Here is a 22,902-nt window from a genome sequence, read left to right as displayed (position 1 = left end):
CTAACTACGCTTTATATTTAAGTGTGCTTTTAAAATAAGTAATAAAATTACACAAAAACCGCCTATAAGTGTTATTGTATACCAAGTATTATCAAAACCCCAATCATCAACCATTTGTAAACCAGCCTTGTGTCCAAAAATATGAGCCATTGAGAAAGCGATGGAATACAATGCCATATATTCACCTTGATTTCCCTTTTTAGCACGTTCCATAGCAAAGGCATTTGAAAACGGAAAGGCTATCATTTCTCCAATAGTCATTAAAAACATACCTATAATTAAAATACCAGACCAGGTAGTAATATTTAAAACAATAAAACTAGCTGTAGTAAGTATTGCTCCAAAAAGCATAAGTTCTGTTTTAGAAAATCTACTGTTTTCTAACCATTTTATAAGAGGCATTTCTAATAGGAAAATAATAAAACCATTTGCACCCAGAAGTAATCCTATTTCAAACTCAGTCAAAATATGCGCTTCTCTATAATACAAAGGCATTGTAGAGAAATATTGCAAAAATATAACGCCGAATAAAAACATAGCTACTAAAAATATAGTAAACGCCTTGTCTTTGTAAGCAGAGTCTGGATTAGTAACAACAATATCATCTAAAATTTTAGATTTCTTAGGGTTTAAAACCATGAATAAAACTACAGTTGCTAATATACATGTAATGCCATCAACCCAAAATAAATAGCCATAACCCATTGTTGCAATAATTAATCCACCAATAGCAGGACCTGCAGAAAAACCAAGATTTATAGCTAAACGAATAAGTGTTACGCTTCGAGTTTTATTTTCTGGTTTGCTATAAGCACTTAACGCTACAAACATTGCAGGACGAAACATATCAGCAACTAGCATTACTAAAAATATACCTAAGCAAATTGTATAAAAAGTATTCAAAAATTGTAGAGCTATAAACAGCACGCCAGTACTTAACAAGCTTCTTACCATAACCTTATAATAACCAATGGTATCAGTTAATTTTCCACCAAGCCATGAGCCAGCAACAGACCCTAAACCAAAACACATCATTATAGTACCAACATTACTTGGGGTAAATTGTAAATCTTCGGTAAGATATAATGATAAAAAAGGAATAACCATGGTTCCTGCTCTATTAATAAGTGTAATTAAAGCTAGCCACCAAACTTCTTTTGATAATCCTTTGAATGTGTTTAGGTAATTGTTGAATAAAGTTTTCATGAGTTCTAGTTGTTCAGTTTTCTACATACTTGATAATTAATTTGATTTTTTTTCAAAAAAAAAGTCCGACTGCGAAGTCGGACTTTTTAATATTGTAATATTTTATATTATATCACCACAATAAATAAATAGCCCAACAACTTGTCTTTAAACAAGAGGTCCATTGCTTTCTATAAATAGTGACGTTATTACGCATTTTTGTTTATTTTGATTTGTCAAAGCTAGATAAAATAATCGTAAGTTGTATTTTTGAGATGAAATTTTTTTAAAATGAAGAAAATAATAATTGTATTAAGCCTATGTTTTATGGTGTTTTCATGCGGAAGCAGCTTTCAAAGTTTCTATAATAATCATAAGGCAGACTTGGGCGTAACATCCTTTCAAGTGCCTAATTTCATGAAAGCCGTTTTAAGTAATATTTCACCCCAGGTGAAACATGCTATTGGCAACATTTCAGATTTTAAATACATAAAGTTTGAAAACATAAATACATTTAAGCGCCAGAGTCTTATCACAGAAATGAATGCTGTAACTAAAAACGGTTTTACAGATGTTTTTAGAAAAAACGATGTAACCAATACCCGAATAATTTCAGTTGGCGAGGTTGGAGTAGTAGTTACAGATGTAATAATTTTTGCCAGCACAGAAACCGAAACCACAGCCTATTACCTCCAAGGAAATTTCGATCCAGAAAAAATTAAATCATTTGCTAATGAAGAAACGTTTGATGCCTTTTCAAACGATTTATTACAGATGTATCAAACCAATCTAAACCCATCTTTTAACCCAGTAAATAAATGAGAAAACTAACTAAAAAATTATTTGGGCGTTACCCACAAGGGGTCGGGCTTTCACTACTCAATCCCTCCTGCGTCGGGGATTTCAAACATACCGTTCAATCCCTAACGCGAGCAACTCAGCCAACAATAAGCAAAGGGCTCTTTTCAGTATTACTTATATTGGTTATGGTTTCTACAAGTTGTGCACAAAAAAAACGGCCAATACAAGGCGAAACCGAATTTCAAAAAGAAATTAATGCAGACTATAAAGATGCCAGCAAATCGCCTTTAAAAGAAAAAGATAGAAAAAACTTCGAAGGTTTAGATTTTTTTAAATTCGATTCTACTTATGTGGTAACAGCAAATTTTAAAAGAACACCAAATGAAAAATCTTTTAAAATGAAAACAACAACAAGCCGCCGACCAATTTATGTAAAGTATGGCGAGTTAACCTTCAATTTAAAAGGAGAATCCTTCAAATTAAACATATACCAAAACCAAGGTTTAATTGAAAAAGAAGGATACGAAGATTATCTGTTTCTACCTTTCCTAGACGAAACCAACGGATTAGAAAGTTATGGTGGTGGACGCTATGTGGATGCAAGAATTCCAAAAGGAAATACTATGATTATAGACTTTAATGAGGCTTATAATCCATATTGTGCTTATAATGATAAATATTCCTGCCCTATAGTACCTAGAAAAAACTACTTAAAAACCAGAATAGAAGCAGGTGTTAAGGCTTTTGATAAGCATTAATTTATTCTGCGTATACCTGTCCTCTATGAGGTTTTAAGGCATCTCGTATAGGTTTCATGTCACGCTCATCAACTACTAAAAAAGCCACAACGTGCATATCGTTTATCTTCTCTGTACCCGTTATTTTTATATCTAGTTTTTGAATAGAGATATAATCTTTTAAATGAATTTCATGATGTTCAGCTATCTTTAAAGCATCGGGACCACGAAAATCCCAAATAAGTTTTAGTTTCCTCATATTAGTATTCTGTCAAGCTATTTAAAGATAAAAAACATATAATTAAATAGGGTAATATTTTTACTTTTTAATCGTTTGTTAAAGCAACTTGCAATATAGGTTTATATTAGTATTTTTGTAGCCGTCTCATAATTTTTAATCCAATGAAATTAAAGTTTTTTTTAATAGTATTTATTTCTTTTTTTGTTTTCAACATTCAAGCACAAGCCAACCAAAAAGAAATTCTTTTCTCGGTTGATGATGAGCCTGTTTATACCTCAGAGTTTATAAGAGTTTATAATAAGAATTTAGACTTGGTACAAGATGAATCTCAGAAGGATATTGATGAATATTTAACGCTGTTTACCAATTATAAATTAAAATTAAAAGAAGCAAAGGCTTTAGGACTTCATGAAAAGGCCTCTTATAAAAGAGAGCTAAATAATTACAAAAAGCAACTCGCAAAAGGTTTTATGACAGATACTAAAGTAACTGATGCTTTAGTTGAAGAGGCTTATGATAGAATGTCGTACGATGTTAAAGCCAATCATATATTAATTAAAGTTTTAGAAAATGCTAACCCAGAAGATACACTATTAGCGTATAACGATATTTTAAAATTAAGAGAACGCGCTTTAAAAGAAGGGTTTGATGTAGTTAGAAAAGAAGTACACAACGGGCAAACTATATACGGAGAGGAGTTAGGTTATTTTTCAGGTTTTAAAATGGTTTATAAATTCGAGAATGTTGCCTTTAAAACACCTGTAGGAACAATTTCTCAACCTTTTAGAACACGATTTGGATACCACATAATTAACGTTCAAGATAAACGTAAATCTAGAGGAGAGCGAACAGTTGCTCATATTATGGTGATTAAAAAAGAGGGTGATTCGTTAGCAGAAAAACCTGAAAATAGAATTCAGGATATTTATAAAAAATTAAATCAGGGAGAAGATTTTGAGGCTTTGGCTAAACAATTTTCTGATGATAAAAGTTCTGCCTCAAAAGGCGGAAAGTTGTCACCGTTTTCTAGCGGACAAATAAGTGCACAAGAATTTGAAAATGTAGCATTTGGTTTAGAAAATATAGGTGATATTTCTAAGCCTTTTCAAACACAATATGGATGGCATATTATAAAATTATATGGTAAAAAGCCAATTCCTCCATTTGAAGAAATGAAAGCTGAATTACAAGAAAAAATAAAAAGAGACTCTAGATCAAAATTGATTGATGACGCGCTTACTAGTAAACTTAGAAATCAATACAATATCGAAATTGAGGATAAAGATTTAGATTATTTTGCTTCAATTTTAAATAAAGATTATTTAGAAGGAAAATGGAGCTTACCAGATAATTTTAAAAATGAAAATACTTTTTTTAAGATAGAGCAAACACCTTATTCATATAAGCAATTTGCAGATTACCTCTTAAAAACACAACGTAATAGTAAGTCGTCAAATTCTTTTAAAAATATAGTTTTAGAAAAGTTTGAAACATTTTTAAATACTAAATTATTAGAGTATAAGGAAGATAATTTAGAAAACGAAAGCGAAGATTTCTCATATATTCTAAGTGAATATAGAGAAGGACTGTTGTTGTTCGATTTAATGGAAAGTACCATTTGGAATGCTTCTAAAACCGATTCTACTGAAATTAAAAACTATTATGAAACTAATAAAGGTAATTATATAACTCCTAAAAGAATAGATGCGGTTGTAGCGTCGTCTAGCAAACAAAAAACATTAAAAAAAGTATCGAAATTGCTTGAAGAGAATATGCCATTAGATGAAATAAAACGTCTAGTAAATAGTAATGACGATGTTCAGGTTATTTTTACTAAAGATATGATGGATGCTAATCATCAAGCCATTCCAGATAATTTTAAATTTAAAAAAGGAATTTCTAAAATTTACAATCATAATAGTGCCTTTGTAGTTGTAAAAGTGAATGATGTTTTACCAAAAACTCAAAAGACATTTGAAGAGGCTAAAGGAGCAATTATTTCCGACTACCAAAATTATAAAGAGGAAAAATGGCTTAAAGAGCTACATGAAAAGTATAAAGTAGTAGTTAATGATGATGTTTTAGTTAAAGTTAAATCTCAAATCAAAAATAAATAAGTGCGTTACAAATCCCTCATTTTTTTATTGTTTTTAATAGCTGTGTCGTGTCAGTTTTTTAATAAAAAAGACAATCGCATTCCTGTGGCACGTGTTAACAATGCTTATTTGTATCAAGAAGATATTGAAGCACTTGTTTCAGAAGACATGTCTGATGAAGATAGCACACAGTTGGTTCAAAATTTTATTAATAGGTGGGCAACTCAGCAGCTTTTTCTTGACGGCGCCTTACTTAATTTAAGTGAAAATAAACAAGAGGCTTTTAATAAGCTGGTAAATCAATATAAGAATGATTTATATACTAAGGCATATATAGAAGCATTAGTAAAAAGAAGTATTGACACCTTGGTAAGTACTGAAGAAATTGAGGAATATTATACTTATAACAAAGAAGCATTTAAACTTAATGAGGAGTTATTGAAGTTTAGATACATTAATGTTGATGAAAATATAATCGACTTTAAAAATATTGAAGAAAGGTTTAAGCGTTTTAATAACGAGGATAAAAAAGTTTTAGATTCCATTTCAATTCAGTTTAGGTCATACTCTTTAAATGATTCTATTTGGATAAAATTAAATCAAGTTATTAATAAAATTCCAGCTGTAACTAATGAAAATAAAAATGAACTGTTAAAAAAATCTAATTTTGTACAACTCAAAGATTCATTAGGAGTATATTTGATGCAAATTAATGACGTTTTATTAAGAAATGAAACAGCACCGCTAGAATACGTTAAGCCAACAATAAATCAAATTGTTGTTAATAAACGAAAACTAGAACTTATCAGGAAATTAGAAAAAGACATTACTAAAGATGCTATTAAAAATAAAGAATTTGAAATTTACAATTAATTTTAAGCAGCCATTGCTTTTTGTTATAACAATGCTGGTTGTAAACGTATGTTCTGCCCAAGAAATAATTGAAGAAACTAAAGAAGTAAAAGCAGATAGTTTAAGCGAGCAGTTTATAAAAAAACTAGATTCTGTTAACACATTTAAAGCCAGAAAAGTTGATGGTGTTACAGCAGTTATCGGCGATTTTATTGTTTTAGAATCAGATGTAGATAAAACCTACTTACAATTAGAAGCCCAGGGTGTAAATGTAAAAGATATAGAAAGATGTGATTTATTTGGCAAACTTTTAGAAGACAAATTATATGCCCACCATGCTATACAAGACAGTATATTGGTTTCTGATGCTGAAATTCGTCAGAATGTAGATTACCAAATTCAACAGTTTTTACAACAAGTAAATGGCTCTATGGAAAGACTCCTCCGAATCTATAACAAAGAAGATGAGCAAAGTTTTAGAGAAGAAATGTTCGAAATTAATAAGAGCAATCAGCTTGCACAAAAAATGCAGGCAAATATTGTTGAAGAACTAGAGGTAACACCTGAAGAGGTAAGAACGTTTTTTGATAAAATACCAAAAGATGAACGACCAAGATTTGGAACAGAATTAAAGGTTGCTCAAATTGTTGCTGAACCAAAAGTTTCTGAAGAGGAAAAACAGAAAGTAATAGATAGATTAAAAAGTTTTAAAGCTGATGTTGAAGAAAATGGTGCAAGTTTTCGGTCTAAAGTAGTTCTTTATGGAGAAGATCCAGGTTTAAAACAATCAGGTTATAAATATACCCTCGATAGAAAGAAACCAAGAATGGTTAAAGAGTTTAGGCAAATTGCTTTTTCACTTCAGGAAGGGCAAATATCAGAGCCTTTTGAGACCGAATTTGGTTTCCATATTATCCATTTACAAAAAATTAGAGGTCAGCAATATGATGTAAGTCATGTGCTTTTAAAACCTAAAGTTTCTGTAGAAGCTGAAAAAGAAGCTGTTGAAAGATTAAGTAAAGTTAGAGAGCGCATAGTAAGCGGAGATATCTCTTTTGCAGATGCTGCCAGAGAAGCCAGTGATCAAAAAGAAACTCGAAATGATGGCGGACAATTAATTAATCCTCAAACACAAGATTATAATTTCGAGTTAACAAGAATGGATACAGAATTGTACGCTCAAATTCAGAATTTAAAAGATGGAGAGGTTAGTTTAATACAAACCGAGCAAGATAGAACTGGGAATAAAAAGTTTAAAATTTTAATGGTTACAGATAGAATTGAAGACCATGAGGCAGACTATGCAAGAGATTATTTAAAGATTAAGGAGTTGGCCTTAAACGAAAAAAGGATCAAAACTATAGAAAAGTGGCAAGAAGAGAAAATATTGGATACTTATATAAAAGTTAGTGGTGAATATAGAGATTGCGCGTTTTCTGGTAACTGGTTAAAAAAATAATTATATGTCTGATGTCGCTGCAATAGAACAGTTTGTAAAGCAATATAAAGATTTAAAAACGGAAATAGCCAAGGTTATAGTTGGTCAGGATGAGGTGGTAAACCAAATTTTAATTTCTATTTTTTCTGGAGGTCATTCATTACTTATTGGTGTTCCTGGATTAGCTAAAACATTAATGGTAAATACTATTGCACAAGCTTTAGGTTTAGATTTCAAAAGAATTCAATTCACTCCAGATTTAATGCCTAGTGATATTTTAGGAAGTGAAATTCTAGATGAAGATCGGCATTTTAAGTTTATAAAAGGGCCAATTTTTGCTAATATTATATTAGCAGATGAAATTAATAGAACACCACCTAAAACTCAGGCTGCACTTTTAGAGGCCATGCAAGAACGTGCTGTAACTGTTGCAGGTCACCATTATAAGCTAGAACTTCCTTATTTTGTTTTAGCCACTCAAAACCCTATTGAGCAAGAAGGAACTTATCCGTTACCAGAAGCTCAATTAGACCGTTTTATGTTTGCTATCAATTTAGATTATCCAACTTTTGAAGAAGAAGTTCAAGTTGTTAAATCTACTACTAACGATGTTCAGGCTAAAGTAAATGCTTTGTTTTCGGCTCAGCAAATTATAGACTTTCAACACCTTATTAGGCGTATACCAGTGGCAGATAATGTTATAGAATATGCTGTAGCAATGGTAGGTAAAACAAGACCCAATAGTGATGAAGCAAATGATTTAGTTAAAAATTATATAGATTGGGGAGCAGGACCAAGAGCTTCTCAAAATTTAATATTAGCAGCAAAAACTCATGCAGCTATTAATGGTAAGTTTTCTCCAGATTTTGAGGATGTACAAGCTGTTGCATATAGCATTTTAAGACATAGAATCATCAAAAACTACAAAGCAGAAGCTGAAGGTGTTTCAGAAAACCAAGTAATTAAAAGTCTTTTTTAAGAAAAGATAATTCTCTTCTTGATAAATCATCATTTTTATCGAAAAATCAATGATGAAAATACAATCATACTAATTAATAATATTAGTATAATAAATAAATATACCCCGCTATTGTATTGCACGGTTTATTTTTAAAACTTTGTATTTATTTAGTAACTTGCGTTACGTTTTAACAAATCAAAATAAAAACAAATTATATGGCATTTGACATCGATATGATTAAAGGTGTTTACACCAAAATGGCTGATCGTGTAGACAAAGCACGAGAGATAGTAGGGAAACCATTAACCCTTTCTGAAAAGATATTATATTCTCATCTTTGGGATGGAACACCTACTAAAGCTTTTACAAGAGGAAAGGACTATGTAGATTTTGCACCAGATAGAATTGCATGTCAAGATGCTACAGCGCAAATGGCATTATTACAATTTATGCAAGCTGGAAAAGATAAAGTAGCTGTTCCAACAACAGTACATTGCGATCACTTAATACAAGCCAAAGAAGGCGCTGCAACAGATTTAAAACATGCAAATAATGTAAGTAGTGAGGTTTTTAACTTCTTAGAATCTGTGTCCAATAAATATGGTATAGGTTTTTGGAAACCTGGAGCCGGTATTATTCATCAAGTAGTATTAGAAAATTATGCATTCCCAGGTGGGATGATGATTGGTACCGATTCGCATACAGTAAACGCTGGCGGGTTAGGTATGGTTGCTATTGGTGTAGGAGGAGCTGATGCTGTAGACGTTATGGCTGGTATGGCCTGGGAATTGAAGTTTCCAAAGTTAATAGGTGTAAGATTAACAGGTAAATTATCTGGATGGACAGCACCAAAAGATGTTATTTTAAAAGTAGCTGAAATTCTTACTGTAAAAGGTGGAACAGGTGCAATAGTTGAATATTTCGGACCTGGAGCAACATCAATGTCTTGTACAGGAAAAGGAACCATTTGTAATATGGGTGCTGAAATAGGTGCAACTACATCAACATTTGGATATGATGAATCTATGGAGCGTTATTTACGCGCCACAGATAGAGAAGATGTTGCTGATGCGGCTAACCAAGTTAAGGAACATTTAACTGCTGATGCTGAGGTTTATGCAAACCCAGAACAATATTTTGATCAAGTTATTGATATTAACTTATCTGAACTTGGGCCATTATTAAATGGACCATTTACTCCAGACTTATCTACTGAAGTTGGGTCAGATATGACTGAAAAGGCAACTTCAAACGATTGGCCCCTAAAAGTAGAATGGGGGTTGATAGGTTCTTGCACCAATTCATCGTATGAAGATTTATCAAGAGCATCATCTATCGCACAACAAGCTTTAGATAAAGGTTTAAAAATGAAAGCTGAATTAGGAATTAATCCAGGTTCAGAGCAAGTTCGATTCACAGCAGAACGTGACGGAATTCTTGGTATTTTTGAAAACCTAGATGCTAAAATATTCACAAATGCTTGTGGACCATGTATTGGGCAATGGGCAAGATATTCGGATCCAAAAAATGCACCTAAAAACAGTATTGTTCATTCTTTTAACAGAAACTTTGCTAAGCGTGCTGATGGAAATCCAAACACACATGCCTTTGTAGCATCACCGGAATTAACTGCTGCTATTGCGGTTGCAGGACGATTAGATTTCAATCCGTTAACGGATAAGTTAATTAATGAGAATGGAGAAGAAGTGATGTTTGAAGAACCAACAGGATGGGAATTACCTCCAAAAGGTTTTGCTGTTGATGATAACGGATATTTAGCACCAGAAGCAGATGGAAGCCATGTTCAAGTTTCTGTAAAAGATGATTCAGAGCGTTTACAATTATTAACACCGTTTACGCCTCTTGGTAGTTCAATTACAGGTGCTAAATTATTAATAAAAGCATTTGGTAAATGTACTACCGATCATATTTCTATGGCTGGTCCTTGGTTACGTTTTAGAGGTCATTTAGATAATATTGCAAACAACACATTAATTGGAGCTGTTAATGCCTTTAACCAAAAAACAAACTTTGTTAAAAATCAATTAACAGGAGATTATGGTGGTGTACCAGATGTACAACGCGAATATAAAAAGGCAGGAATCAAAACTATTGTTGTTGGAGACCACAACTACGGTGAAGGATCATCCAGAGAGCATGCTGCAATGCAACCACGTCATTTAGGAGTTGCTGCGGTAATTGTAAAGTCGTTTGCACGTATTCACGAAACAAACCTTAAAAAACAAGGGATGTTAGGTTTAACATTTGCGAATGAAAGCGATTATGATTTAATCCAAGAGAACGATACATTCAATTTCATAGATTTAAGTGAATTTGCTCCAGGTAAGCAGTTAACTCTAGAAGCTGTTCATGAAGATGGATCAAAAGACCTTATCAAATTGAATCATACTTACAATGATGCGCAAATTGCATGGTATAACGAAGGTTCTGCGCTTAATTTAATTAAGAAGCAAAACGCATAAAATACAAGCACTTATATTTAAAAATCCAGTCTGCAAAGGCTGGATTTTTTAGTTTTATAAAGTTATTTGAGTGTCTTGAATTTTATTTTTAGATATGTTGAGAAGTTTAGCGTTGTAATAAATGAGTAATCTTTCAGTTGCATATTGATACAGACAGACTATAAAAAACAGCTTATCTATTGAATAAGAAGTGAAAATAATGGCTAGTGTACTTATCAGCTTGCTTTGTTTTTAAACCGAAATTAGTTTTGTTTTTGAAGAGGATACAATTTAATGTCCATAATTATTTTAAAAAATAGTATAACCAAACAATATTGATACGGATGAAAATTGTGAACCCCATGCACCTAGACCATTTAAAAGATCATGCTTTGGTAAGTATCTTAATTCCATAGAATATCCTGCCCTATGTTTACACCCAATACCAATTGCAGCATTACCTCCTGAGGTAATATCTAGTTTCTCAACAGATTTCCCTTCTATTGAAGAAGTAATAGTTATTGAAGAATCAAAACTTTTTGTGTATGTACCTATTATGTTAGTAAAAATATTGATCTTCTTATTTGAAGAGATATAATATCTAACACCAAAATTGAGATCAAGAGCTTTTTGATTGGCTGCTACGAAAAATTCTTCATCTGACGTAAATATTGAATTAAATGTTTGTTCTGTTTTGAAATTTTTATAAGTAGGCTCTATAAGAAGTGACCATTTACTGTTGTTAAAACCTAAAATTAATTCAGCTTCAAGACCAAGTCTCAAAGAAGTTATTCCTTTATCAAAATCAAAGTTTCTCCTAGAGTTTCGATTTCCAATGCTTAGAGATGAGCTTCTTAAACCTGGACGTATCGTTAAATTAAATAAATCTCTTTTTTGTTTTTTTTGATAGTTAACAAATTCCGAATTTATACATTCATTATATTTTGAAAAAAACTTTATCAATTCAGATTGTCTGTAGTTTATTTTAGCTAACTGATCCATAGAAATATTCTCGCACTTTAGAGTATTCCATAATTGTCGTCTAAACTCATTGTTTTTAGCAACCATTCCTTCGTCAGTTAAATAATTTTTGAATATTAATTGCTTTACTTCTGTCAGGTCTTTATTAAAAAAGTAACGTACTAAGCCTTTATCTTCATATAAATATAAATTTGCCTTTCCTTCTATGAGTACTTTTAAAAATAATTGTTCTTTTTTGAAAATGGGGTTTTTATCATATCCCATTTCATTGATTACATTACTAGATCTATCTATATTAATATTATGCCTAACATACTTTGCTACGTTAATAATTACAAACTCCTTAACTAAATTGATAGTTTGGGTTTCTTGTTGTGAACTTTCAGAAAGTTTATATTTGAATTCAGTGGGGTTATTTAACCAATCAACGTTTTTTATGAGACAATTTATTTTTTCATTTGAGTTGTTAATGTAATACCCTTTTATAAATGAACTTTGCGTAAAGCTATTTAATCCTAAAATTAGAGCAAGAAATAAAGTTATTTTTTTAAACATTTTTTATTTAATTGACGATTTTTATTTTACTTATTATAATTGTGTATTCTTAGGCTGAGATAAACTTTAATTATAATTAGTTAAATATAAAATATTTCTTTCAGTAATTAAGATAATTTACTTACTATTAAATATTGTTTTTTACCTTCAATTAAGTTATACTAACTATTCAATTTGATCTTTGATTGTTTAATGTTTTGTAATGAAGTATTGTATTAATTTTTTTTTCAAATTATAATATCAAGCTAATCAGTTTTTAAAGGCGTATTCAACCAATAATCTGAAAGATTTTCAAACGGAGCTATGGGTTGATTTTTAAAAATAGGATCGTTTTTTAACATGAAGAAAGTGCCTGATGGTTTAGAAGAGTTTATTTTAAGTTCTTGAACAAAAAACTCTCTAAATTGATTATAACTTATAAATTCTCTTTGGTTTACTAAATTCCCATTAATATCTTTTAAATTTTTGACTTTTATATTTATATTGTTTTCAATTTTTTCATTTGAAGACTTCATTTCCCTAGAACTCAAAATCAATTTTTCATTTAAATACAAAACTACTTTATCTTTATTGACTTTTATATTATCAATTTTCAGTTTTTTATCTCTGTACCATAATTTATAATTACTTTTTTTAAACGCATTTTTTGGGGATAATATATTATTAAAAGTAATCTCAAAACTATTAAAAATGATTTCATAGGTATTAGAAATAGGATCAAAACTTTTTGTGTAATTAATCTCTGCACCAACTGTGGTAAATTTTGGATTCTGTAAAACTTCAAATGTGTTATTAAAAGAAATATAGTTTAAATACATTTTTTCTTTCTTTAATTGATATTCTAAAATAATTTCATAAAGCAGTTTTCCAAAACTCTGTTCTTGTGTATCTAGTTTCTTGTTAGGTTTTCTGTTGTCATAAACTGCGTATTGCATTTTATAAATTTTAAAGTCTCCTTTACTTATATAAATTTTACCATTCACTATAATATTATCTAAAGCTTTATAAATATCTATACAGTAAAGAGGAATGTTGTTAATTGATGTATCTGGTAATCGCTTAATTTGATGGTTTTTAACAAAATTAAAGTCTAGTCTATTTACAAAATCATAGGTGTTTATATTATAATTTCGTATTGCATCATGCGACCTTAGAATAGTAAATTCGTTTCCATTTTCATTACGTATATTAAAATTTGAGGAAATTTTTTTTTCACCTTTTATAAAATCATAAGGTTTACTGGCAATGGTGTCAATTGGAAAAATAGTATTCTTCTTATATTGATATATTCTTGTTTGGGTGTGATTAAAATCGTTTAGGGCAAAACCTGGATCGAACACTTCCATTATGGCTTCGTTTAGATTTAAATATTCTTTTTCTTTTATCTGATAATCTCTATAATACCCTACATAAGAAAATGGTGTAAAAGGATAGTTTTCTGGTATTTTCTCTAGAGCTAAATTGAAAATTTCCAATGCGCTTCTTCGTTTTATTTTCTTCTTTGAAGCAATTACAACCACTTCATTTAGTATTTCTGTTTTTTCAGCTAACGTTATTACATTAATTATATCCGTATCAAAGTCCGATAAGGAAACTTCTTTAGTAGTATACCCAATAGAAGAAATTACCAGCGTATCATTTAATGTTTTTAGTTTATAAGGAATTTTAAATCCTCCATCTATATTAGATATTAAACCTTTAGCTTTATTTTTAATTAATATAGTAGCAAAAGGTAATGGAGTTTTATTTTTTGAATTTATTAATTTACAATTAAACAATTTATTTTCTTGAGCATTTATTAAGTTGGAAAATAATACTAGGAATAATAAAAAAAATAAACTTGATTTTTTTGTAATTAAAAACATCTAATCTTACGTTGAATTTTTATCAACCTAATGTTAATTTAGACTGAGAAAAATTTTGTCTCAACAAACTTTTTTAGGTATTAAACGAAGTTATCTTTTTTTTCTCACAAAGACAAGCTGTAAACTAAATAACAACTGTCAATTTAAAAGAGATTTTTAATAGATTATTCTAATCTAAAAAAACCAAAACCGTATTTTTGAAAAAACTTCAAAATATGAACTCCAGACAAGATAAGTTAAAAGCTTTTGATAGATTATTAACCATTATGGACGAGTTACGCGAACAATGTCCATGGGATAAAAAACAAACTATGGAAACCTTACGCCACTTAACCATAGAAGAAACTTACGAACTTGGAGATGCTATTTTAGATAAAGATTTAGAAGAAGTAAAAAAAGAATTAGGAGATGTGTTATTACACATTGTTTTTTACGCTAAAATAGGTAGCGAGACCAAAGATTTTGATATTGCCGATGTGTGCAATAGTATTTGTGAAAAACTAATAAATAGGCACCCACACATTTACAGCGACGTAGAAGTAGAAAATGAAGACGATGTAAAGCGCAATTGGGAAAACCTAAAGTTAAAAGAAGGGAAAACTAGCGTTTTAGAAGGTGTTCCAAAAAGTTTACCAGCTTTAGTAAAAGCTAATAGAATTCAAGAAAAAGTGGCGGGAGTAGGTTTTGATTGGGAAGAACCCAATCAAGTTTGGGAAAAAGTAGAAGAGGAGCTAAACGAGTTTAAATTAGAAGTAACATCTGGAAACCAAGACAAAATGGAAAGCGAATTTGGAGATGTAATGTTCTCAATGGTTAACTATGCACGTTTTTTAAATATTAATCCAGAAAACGCTTTAGAACGAACCAATAAAAAGTTTTCCAAGCGCTTTCAATATTTAGAGAGTAAAGCAAAAAGCTTAAACAAACCTTTAAAGGATATGACTTTAGCTGAAATGGATGTATTTTGGGAAGAAGCAAAAGGCCTTTAATCTAATTACTTAAGTTTTTAAATATTACTTGTCTTTTTTAGTAAAACCCTTTAATCTTCTTAAGCTTTGCTTTCCAAACATCTAGATCTTGTTTGTGTTTTTTGATATTAGTATGAACTTCTTTTACTAATGGGTTGTCTTCATCGACGTTAGTAAAAAATTGTAAGTTATTTTCTAGCTGATTTATTTGTCCTTTTACCTCATCAATTTTCTTGCGAATATAGTTTCGTTCGTTATCTAAATTTTTGGTGTCGTCTGGGTTTACTAAGCTATCAAGTTTATTTTCATACTTAATCATTTCAGCTTCAGTTTTATCTACCTTTAAAGTGGTTAATAAACCATCAATAGTTTTTTGAAATTTTCCATCTATGTAGCGTTTATCGTTAGGAACACGACCTATAGATTGCCATTGTTTTATTTGTTCTTTTAGGATTTCTACACCTTTTTCCTTGTCCTTTGGAAGTTTTAAATCTTTTAAACTAGTTAAAAATCCATTCTTTTTGTTGTAAGCTTCAACTTGTTCTTGGCTTGCAGCGTTTCGTTTAGAATGTATTCTATCAAAATAATAATTACAAGCTGCTTTGAAACGTTTCCAAATTTTGTCACTATCTTTTCTTGGAACATGACCAATCTTTTTCCAATCACTTTGAATCTTTTTCATCAAAGGTGTAACGGTTTCAAAATCCTCACTTTCTTTGTTGTCTTCAGCAACTTTTATCAAATCAAGTTTAAGTTGTAGGTTTTTATATTGATCTTTTTTAAGCCCTTTGTAGAAAGCGTTTTTTTGTCTATTAAATGTTCTTACTGCATCTTTAAATTTAGCCCAAGTTGCTTCATTTACTTTAATAGGGACTTTACCGGCATTGAAAAACTGATCTCGTAATTCTTCAACTTCTTTAATTCTCTTTTGCCAACCACCGTGAGAATTAGTCTGCTGGGTATTAAGAGCATCAATTTTAGCTATGATTTCAAGTTTATTTTCAAGATTTTTCTCGTAAATCTTATCTATCTCTTTGTAATAAACTTGACGTTTATCATTTATTATTTTTGTAGCAGCTTTAAAACGTTCCCAAATCTCTTCTCGATGCTCTCTACCAACAGGTCCGAGCTCTTCTTTCCACATTTTGTGAAGTTCTTGTAACTCTCTAAAGGATCGCATGGCATCGTCATCTTTTGCTAATTCTTCTGCACGCTCAATAATTAATAACTTTTTTTCAAGATTGTGTTTAAAATCTAGATCGCGTAGGTCTCTATTTAAATGTAAAAAGTCATAAAACATTTCTACATGATGATGGTAGCTATTCCAGGCATTATTGTACTTGTCTCTTGGAATTGGTCCTGTATTTCTCCAACGTTCTTGTAATTCTTTAAAGTGCTTGTAGGTAGTATTTATGTTCTCTTCTAGATTAAGAAGCCCTTTTAATTCCTCTATAATTTCAAGTTTATCAGCTAAGTTTTGCTTTAAATTTTGTTCTAAACTCTTATAGTGATCGTTGAGTTTTTTTCTATACTCTCGATGTGCTTCTTTAAATCTTTTTTGAACAGGAGATGAATAATAAAAATCTATTTCGTTTCCACCATCGTTTAAAAACTCTTCTTTTTTCTCATCAATTAATGCTTGAAATTTAGTTTTAAATTCCCCATTAATACTATCTACATGTTTTTTTATTGCTTGTACTTTTTCCGTTTTTAAAAGCTTTTCCAATTCTATAGCCAATGCTTCTAAAGACATGGAGTCGTATTCTTTTACCTCAATGGTGTGTCGCTCTTTATTGCCTTCATCTTCAGCATCTTCAGCGTTAGATTCTTCTATTTCATTTATTACCTCATCATTCTCAGTTGCTGAAGCTTTCTCTTCAGTAATTTCTTCATCTTTAGTGTCTGTTTCATTTGGTAGCTTATCAACATCATCACTTTCTTTAAGATTACTTTCTTCTTTTGAATTTACAGTACTTTCAAAATCATCTACTTCAGCAGAAGTATTATTAGTAGATTCTGTATTATTTAATTCATTATTAGTATTGTTAATCTCTTCAGCTCCTTCTGCATTATTTTGCAGTTTATTAATATCAGACATTTTAAAATGTTTAGGGTTCGTTAAATTAGGTAGCATTAAAGATACTAACAAGTCTAGTATTTACAAAAGAGATGAAAGGCTTTTAATTTAATAAATGAAGATTTTAGTCTAATTTCCAGATAGACCAAGATTTTTCAGCTTGTAATTCAAGCATTCTGAAGCCATTTTTTGTTGTAGCTCCTTTTTCTTTGCCATATTTTAAAAAAGTGGTTTCTTCTGGATTATATATTAAATCGAATAAAATATGATGATTTGTAATACCACCGTAAGGAATATCTGGGCAATCATTAATATTAGGAAACGTGCCTAATGGCGTGCAATTTATTATCAATTTGTGTTGCTTAACGATACTCTCGGTCAAGGTTTCATATGTATAACTAACGCCGTCTGAGTTTTTTCTTGAAACGTAATGATAAGGAATATCAAGCTTTTTTAGACTATAAGCTACAGCTTTACTAGCTCCGCCTGTTCCTAAAATTAGAGCACTCATATGATAGGGTTTTAAAAGTGGTTCTAAAGATTTTGAAAACCCATAGTAATCTGTGTTATAACCAATAAGTTTACCTTTTTTAGTAACCTTTATTGTATTTACTGCGCCTATATTTTTTGCTATTTTTTTTACTTTATCTAGATAGGGCATTACTTCTTGTTTGTAAGGAATTGTTACGTTCAAACCTTTTAAATCTTCAGTGGTTTTAATTACTGAAGGAAATAAATTAATGGATTTAATATCAAAATTCTCATAGGAGATATTTTCGATATTTTCATCTTCAAACTTTTTTTTAAAATATGTTTTTGAAAATGAATAAGATATATCTTTTCCTAAAAGCCCTAGTTTCCTCAGTTTTTTCATTTTTGTTTTCTGGTTTTTTGTCCATAAACTTCAAGTGCCAAAACTATAGCAATTCCAACAATAATAAAAGCGATTGCGTAATAGGTTTCAGTATTTAATTCGGGGAAATACCGTTTATAATTTTGAATGATTTTTTCGCCTGTGGAGTCAAATAGGAATTCTCCGTTTTCATTTGTTATGTAAATAGTTTTTTTCCAAGGCCACACAACACCAAGTGAGCCAATAATAAAACCAATTATAGAAGCAAGTGTAATGCTTTTGTAATGCTTAAGAATATAACTTAAAAGATGAGAAAAAGTAACTAAACCTGTAACAGAACCTAATGTAAAAACGGCAAGAACTTTTAAATTTCTGGTACGCTCTGGGTTTTCATAAAAACTAAAATTGCCACCTAAAATTTCGTAAACCGTATCATATAATGCATTTACAGAATCGACTAGCAGTAAAACGTAATTGCCGAGTAAAATTAGTATGAAAGATCCAGAAAACCCAGGAAGTGTCATGCCTGAAACACTTATAATTCCACAAAAGAAAACAAACCATAAGTTATCATTTTCTTTAGCAGGATTTAAAAAACTAATGCCTACTCCTAAAACGATTCCTATAATTAAGGCTGTATAAGTCTTGTAATTCCAGTCTTTAAAGTCTTTATTTATGTAGTAAATAGATCCAATTATCATTCCAAAAAAAACACTCCAAACAAAAAGCTCGTAATGTATAATAAGATAATCTAAAATTTTAGAGACACTAAAATAACTTATTATCATGCCTAAAAATAAAAGGCTTAAAAAACGTCCATTTATATAGTTAAAGAAACTTTTAAAGCGACCGTTTATAAGCAACTTAAGCGCTTTACCATTTACCTTTTTAAGTGAGTAAATAAATTCTTCATAAAAACCAGCAACAAAAGCAACTACACCACCAGAAACTCCGGGAACCTTATTAGCAGCACCCATACCAAGCCCTTTGAGGGTGAGGAAAATTTTATCTGATAATGTTCTGGTTTGTTGCATTATTATTTTTTAGAGCCTAATCGTTCTAAAATAAAAATAGTTAAAAATCCTAAAATCATTAAAAATATTGACGTTGTTAACTGCGAGCTTGCGATGTAGCTATTTAATTCTGAGTAATGTATTGGAAGCACGCTTTCTTCTAAAACGGTTTTATATGATTCAAAATCATTCATTTGTTTTTGGTAAACCGATAGTGTCCCTAAATCTGTAATTGATGAAAAATTAACGATATCTCCTGTTTCATCATTCATTACAGAAACTGTTTTTTTCCAAGGCCATACTTTATTAAGTGATCCAAAAATAAAACCAGTTAATATGGCCAGGGTTATATTATGATAATGTTTAAAAAGCCATTTTAAAACATGACTAAAACTTAATAACCCTATTACAGCACCAGATGTGAATATTAAAATTTTTTTAATATCAAAATCATGAAGGGCGTCACTTAACGTTTTGTATGCACCAAGAATTATCAAAATAAATGACCCAGAAATACCTGGTAGTATCATGGCACAAATAGCTATGGCACCTGCAATGAAAAGATATAATGAATTGTCGTTACTTGCAAGAGCAGGAAGTGTAGTGATATAAAAGGCTATAACTGCGCCAACAATTAAAGCCAAAATTACAGCTAAATTCCATTTTGTAATTTGTTTACCAATAAAGTAAATACTAGCTATAATTAGTCCAAAAAAGAAAGACCAGATTAAAACTGGGTGGTGTTCTAATAAATATTTTGCTAGCCTCATAAAGGATATAAAACTAATTACTATACCTAGCATTAATGACAGAATAAAATTTCCATTTAACTCTTTCCAAAAGGATTTAATTCCTTTATTAAAAAGTGTTTTAAAAAGTGAGATGTTTACATTACTTATAGTAGAAATTAATTCCTCATAAATACCAGAAATAAAAGCGATGGTTCCTCCAGAAACTCCCGGAACAGCATCTGCCGCTCCCATTGCAATGCCTTTAAGAGATATAATTAAGTAGTCTTTAAAACGTCTTTGCATATTTTGATTTTTAAGCCGAAACCAAAGATATGTATTTTAATGAAACGTTTAATTAGAGATTTGTTTTAAGTATGTTTTTTACTAAAATTTTATTTAGCACTTCAGGAAATAATTCTTCAATAATAAAGGCGTATTCTTCATTATGTTTTAAACCGTTTTTTAAGTAAAATATACCTTTATCGTTTTCATTCACTACAAAGTATAAACCAGCTAACCTATATTCTAACTCAGCATTATCTGGGTAAAACTCAATAGCTTGTTCGTAGTTATAAATAGCAGCTTCTGGTTCACCTAGTTTTATTAATAAATCGCCTCTAGAGAGCCAAGTGTTTAATTCGTAATTTCCTAATTCTAGTGTTTTTTTAAAGCCACGCTCAGCTTCTTCGTAAAAATTTAAACGTTGGTTTATTTGTGAGTATAACTTCCAATAAATTACATTTTCAGTATCGATATTAATAGCTTTATTGATGTAATATAAAGCCTTTTGGTAGTTTTTTCTTTTGTTGTAATACTTTGTAATGGCAATCCAACCTTTATCTAAAAGCGGATCTTCATGAACGGTTCTGTCGTAATATTGAAGTGCTAACTCATGGTTTCCTAATTTTTCATAACAACTACCAATTCTTAGTAGGGCAAATGAGGTAGGGTCTTCAAGCTTTAATGTAATGGTATAATTTTCAATAGCTTCATCGTACCTCTTTAACTTTTCTAATATTTTGCCCCGTTCTAGATATGCGCCAATGAAAGTATCATCAGAAATAATAGCAAAATCAAAAGAAGTTAATGCTTTCTCATACTTTTTTAATATGAAATATTGTTTGCCTAATTGATGCCATGCTACTTCACAATACGGATTTTTGTCTAAAAAGATATTTAAATATTCAATTGCAGATTCATTCTGGTTTAAAAATTCGAAGCAATAAATAACATTATAAAGTGCAGAATAATCATCTAAATCTTCCTCTAAACATTTCATAAAGTATGTTTTAGCATCTTCAAATTGATCTAAAAACAAATATTCCATGCCTATTAAAGAATACAAATCAACTACATCATCGGTAAGTTCTAAAGCTTTTTTTAATACATCAACTGCTTTTTGATGTTCATCTTTTTTTGAAAAAATATTAGCTTTTTGAATGAAGAGTTCTTCGTTTTTTGGGTCTACGCTGTAAAGTTCGTTTAGTAATTCATCAGCTTCATCAAGTTTGTCTTCGAATACATAAACTTCAACTTTAAAAAGTCTTAAATTAATAGAGGTAGGATGTTGGTCTAAACCTAATTTTATGGCTTTTTTAGCTAACGCTATTTTACCTTGATTTAGATAGTGATGAATGATGTTTTCAAATTCTTCTGAATCAAAAAACAAAATATGATTTGTTTTTAACATCGATTCAAACTTAGTAAGCGGCAAATTGTTGTTGTCATTATGACGAAACTCCATAAGCACATTTGTAAGATTTCTACAAGTTTAAATTTAAGCTTCTAAACCTTTTTTTGTTGGTGATTTTGTAAATGTTTTCAACAAAGTAATGAACAGTTATTGAATTTACTGGTATTTTAAAGTGTTCTTCTTTGACTTTCAGAAAGTTGAAGAATAATATTTACTCATTTATTTCATCTAAAACGCTAATAATTATTTCACATCCTTTAATAATTTCCTCATTAGAGATGGTTAAAGGTGGTGTAATTCGAACTGCTTTAGGCTCAAAAAGTAACCAAAATAAGATTAAGCCGAGGTCTTGACATTTAAGAATTAATGAGTTTGTTATAGTTTCAGACGGTGTTATTAGGGCTAGCATTAAACCAATTCCTCTAACGTCTTTAATTAATGGATGTATTAAATGTTTTCTAAATAACTGTTCTTTTTTTAGGACTTCATACATTAAATTGCTTTCAGTTATTTCCTTTAATGTAGCAAGGGCAGAGGCTGCAATAACTGGGTGTCCTCCAAATGTAGTAATATGTCCAAGTTTAGGATTATCTTTTAATAAGTCCATTAATTTACTTGAAGCTGTAAAAGCTCCAATAGGCATGCCACCTCCTAAACCTTTTCCTGTAACTAATATATCTGGTGTACAATTGTAATTTTCGAAACCAAAAAGTTTTCCAGTTCTGCCAATTCCTGGTTGAATCTCATCTAAAATCAAGAGAGCCCCAAAGTCATCACATTGTTTTCGTACTAATTCTAAATAATTATTTTTAGGTTCAATAAAACCTGCACCACCTTGAATAGTTTCTAGAATTATACAAGCTGTCTTTTTTGTTATTTTTTTTAAATCAGATATGTTATTGAAATCTATGAATCTTACGTTGGGTATTAGTGGTCTGAATGCTTGCTTGCGTTCTTCAAACCCCATAACACTTAAAGACCCCATGGTATTTCCATGATATGCTTTGTTTGCTGCTATAATTTCGCTACGCCCTGTGGCGCGTCTGGCTAATTTAAGCGCACCTTCTATAGCTTCTGTTCCTGAGTTAGTTAAATATGTTTTTTCTAGTGGCTTTGGTAAATTTTGAGCAAGTAGTTTTGTAAGTTCTGTAGCTGGCTTTTGAATATATTCGCCATAAACCATTACATGTAAATACTTATCTAACTGTTCTTTAATTGCATTTATAACTTTTGGGTGGTTATGACCTAGCGGACATGCCGAAACACCGGCAACAAAGTCTAAATATTTTTTTTGATTTGTGTCATAAATATAAGATCCTTCTGCATGAGAAATTTCCATGGCTAAAGGGTGCGTTGTAGTTTGCGCTTGATATTTAAAAAAATCTGATGTCAT

18 protein-coding genes are annotated in these 22,902 nt (G+C 30.5%); 8 read left to right on the top strand and 10 right to left on the bottom strand.

Annotated features, from left to right (window positions below):
* Entirely contained in the window at positions 1-1,206 is a 1,206-nt protein-coding gene (locus ABD939_RS00225) for an MDR family MFS transporter (RefSeq protein ID WP_345162965.1), read from the bottom strand.
* 270 nt (positions 1,207-1,476) lie between these two features.
* Between ABD939_RS00225 and ABD939_RS00220 the strand changes: the two genes are divergently transcribed.
* Both ABD939_RS00220 and ABD939_RS00215 read left to right on the top strand, forming a co-directional pair.
* Positions 1,477-2,007 carry a DUF4252 domain-containing protein gene (locus ABD939_RS00220; RefSeq protein ID WP_345162962.1) on the top strand — a complete coding sequence of 177 codons (531 nt, stop codon included), beginning with the start codon at positions 1,477-1,479 and terminating at the stop codon, positions 2,005-2,007.
* 164 nt (positions 2,008-2,171) lie between these two features.
* Positions 2,172-2,744, top strand: a complete 573-nt coding sequence (locus tag ABD939_RS00215) for a DUF1684 domain-containing protein (protein WP_425550272.1) — start codon at positions 2,172-2,174, stop codon at positions 2,742-2,744.
* Position 2,745: 1 nt separating this feature from the next.
* Here the strand turns inward: ABD939_RS00215 and ABD939_RS00210 are convergent, their stop codons facing one another.
* The gene (locus tag ABD939_RS00210; RefSeq protein WP_345162955.1) at positions 2,746-2,982 is read right to left on the bottom strand and encodes a hypothetical protein; all 237 of its coding nucleotides are present in this window, start codon (positions 2,980-2,982) and stop codon (positions 2,746-2,748) included.
* Between the two features lie 143 nt (positions 2,983-3,125).
* On the opposite strand from ABD939_RS00210, the gene ABD939_RS00205 reads away from it, so the two are divergent.
* The 5 genes from ABD939_RS00205 to ABD939_RS00185 all read left to right on the top strand — a co-directional run bounded on the left by ABD939_RS00205 (position 3,126) and on the right by ABD939_RS00185 (position 10,794).
* Positions 3,126-5,081, top strand: a complete 1,956-nt coding sequence (locus tag ABD939_RS00205; protein ID WP_345162952.1) for a peptidylprolyl isomerase — start codon at positions 3,126-3,128, stop codon at positions 5,079-5,081.
* Positions 5,082-5,933, top strand: a complete 852-nt coding sequence (locus ABD939_RS00200) for a peptidyl-prolyl cis-trans isomerase (protein ID WP_345162949.1) — start codon at positions 5,082-5,084, stop codon at positions 5,931-5,933.
* Positions 5,896-7,371, top strand: a complete 1,476-nt coding sequence (locus ABD939_RS00195; protein ID WP_425550269.1) for a peptidylprolyl isomerase — start codon at positions 5,896-5,898, stop codon at positions 7,369-7,371. The genes ABD939_RS00200 and ABD939_RS00195 overlap by 38 nt, the downstream gene beginning before the upstream one ends.
* Positions 7,372-7,375: 4 nt before the next feature.
* Complete coding sequence (locus tag ABD939_RS00190) at positions 7,376-8,329, top strand: AAA family ATPase (protein ID WP_345162942.1); 954 nt, start codon at positions 7,376-7,378, stop codon at positions 8,327-8,329.
* Positions 8,330-8,526: 197 nt separating this feature from the next.
* Complete coding sequence (locus ABD939_RS00185; protein ID WP_345162939.1) at positions 8,527-10,794, top strand: aconitate hydratase; 2,268 nt, start codon at positions 8,527-8,529, stop codon at positions 10,792-10,794.
* 288 nt (positions 10,795-11,082) lie between these two features.
* Here the strand turns inward: ABD939_RS00185 and ABD939_RS00180 are convergent, their stop codons facing one another.
* Together ABD939_RS00180 and ABD939_RS00175 are read right to left on the bottom strand one after the other, a co-directional pair.
* Positions 11,083-12,309, bottom strand: a complete 1,227-nt coding sequence (locus tag ABD939_RS00180) for a tRNA modification GTPase (RefSeq protein WP_345162936.1) — start codon at positions 12,307-12,309, stop codon at positions 11,083-11,085.
* A 245-nt stretch (positions 12,310-12,554) separates the two neighbouring features.
* A complete protein-coding gene (locus ABD939_RS00175; protein WP_345162933.1) occupies positions 12,555-14,087 on the bottom strand; it encodes a carboxypeptidase-like regulatory domain-containing protein in 1,533 nt (510 codons plus the stop codon).
* Positions 14,088-14,389: 302 nt separating this feature from the next.
* Here ABD939_RS00175 and mazG point away from each other — a divergent pair, with 302 nt between their 5' ends.
* The gene (gene mazG, locus ABD939_RS00170) at positions 14,390-15,163 is read left to right on the top strand and encodes a nucleoside triphosphate pyrophosphohydrolase (protein WP_345162930.1); all 774 of its coding nucleotides are present in this window, start codon (positions 14,390-14,392) and stop codon (positions 15,161-15,163) included.
* Positions 15,164-15,200: 37 nt separating this feature from the next.
* Here the strand turns inward: mazG and ABD939_RS00165 are convergent, their stop codons facing one another.
* From ABD939_RS00165 to ABD939_RS00140, 6 genes are all read right to left on the bottom strand, one after another.
* Positions 15,201-17,240, bottom strand: coding sequence for a DUF349 domain-containing protein (locus ABD939_RS00165; protein WP_345162927.1), 2,040 nt, complete (start codon positions 17,238-17,240; stop codon positions 15,201-15,203).
* 103 nt (positions 17,241-17,343) lie between these two features.
* The gene (locus ABD939_RS00160) at positions 17,344-18,084 is read right to left on the bottom strand and encodes a shikimate dehydrogenase family protein (protein ID WP_345164047.1); all 741 of its coding nucleotides are present in this window, start codon (positions 18,082-18,084) and stop codon (positions 17,344-17,346) included.
* A 5-nt stretch (positions 18,085-18,089) separates the two neighbouring features.
* Positions 18,090-19,106: a DUF368 domain-containing protein gene (locus tag ABD939_RS00155; protein WP_345162924.1), complete on the bottom strand. Its 1,017-nt coding sequence runs from the start codon at positions 19,104-19,106 to the stop codon at positions 18,090-18,092.
* 2 nt (positions 19,107-19,108) lie between these two features.
* On the bottom strand, positions 19,109-20,119 hold the full coding sequence (locus ABD939_RS00150) for a DUF368 domain-containing protein (RefSeq protein ID WP_345162921.1): 1,011 nt from the start codon (positions 20,117-20,119) through the stop codon (positions 19,109-19,111).
* 52 nt (positions 20,120-20,171) lie between these two features.
* A complete protein-coding gene (locus ABD939_RS00145) occupies positions 20,172-21,560 on the bottom strand; it encodes a tetratricopeptide repeat protein (protein ID WP_345162919.1) in 1,389 nt (462 codons plus the stop codon).
* Between the two features lie 160 nt (positions 21,561-21,720).
* Positions 21,721-22,902: an aspartate aminotransferase family protein gene (locus ABD939_RS00140; RefSeq protein WP_345162916.1), complete on the bottom strand. Its 1,182-nt coding sequence runs from the start codon at positions 22,900-22,902 to the stop codon at positions 21,721-21,723.

It is taken from the genome of Algibacter aquimarinus, from assembly GCF_039543265.1.
Taxonomy (GTDB): domain Bacteria; phylum Bacteroidota; class Bacteroidia; order Flavobacteriales; family Flavobacteriaceae; genus Algibacter_B; species Algibacter_B aquimarinus.
This window is presented reverse-complemented; position numbering and strand designations above follow the sequence as displayed.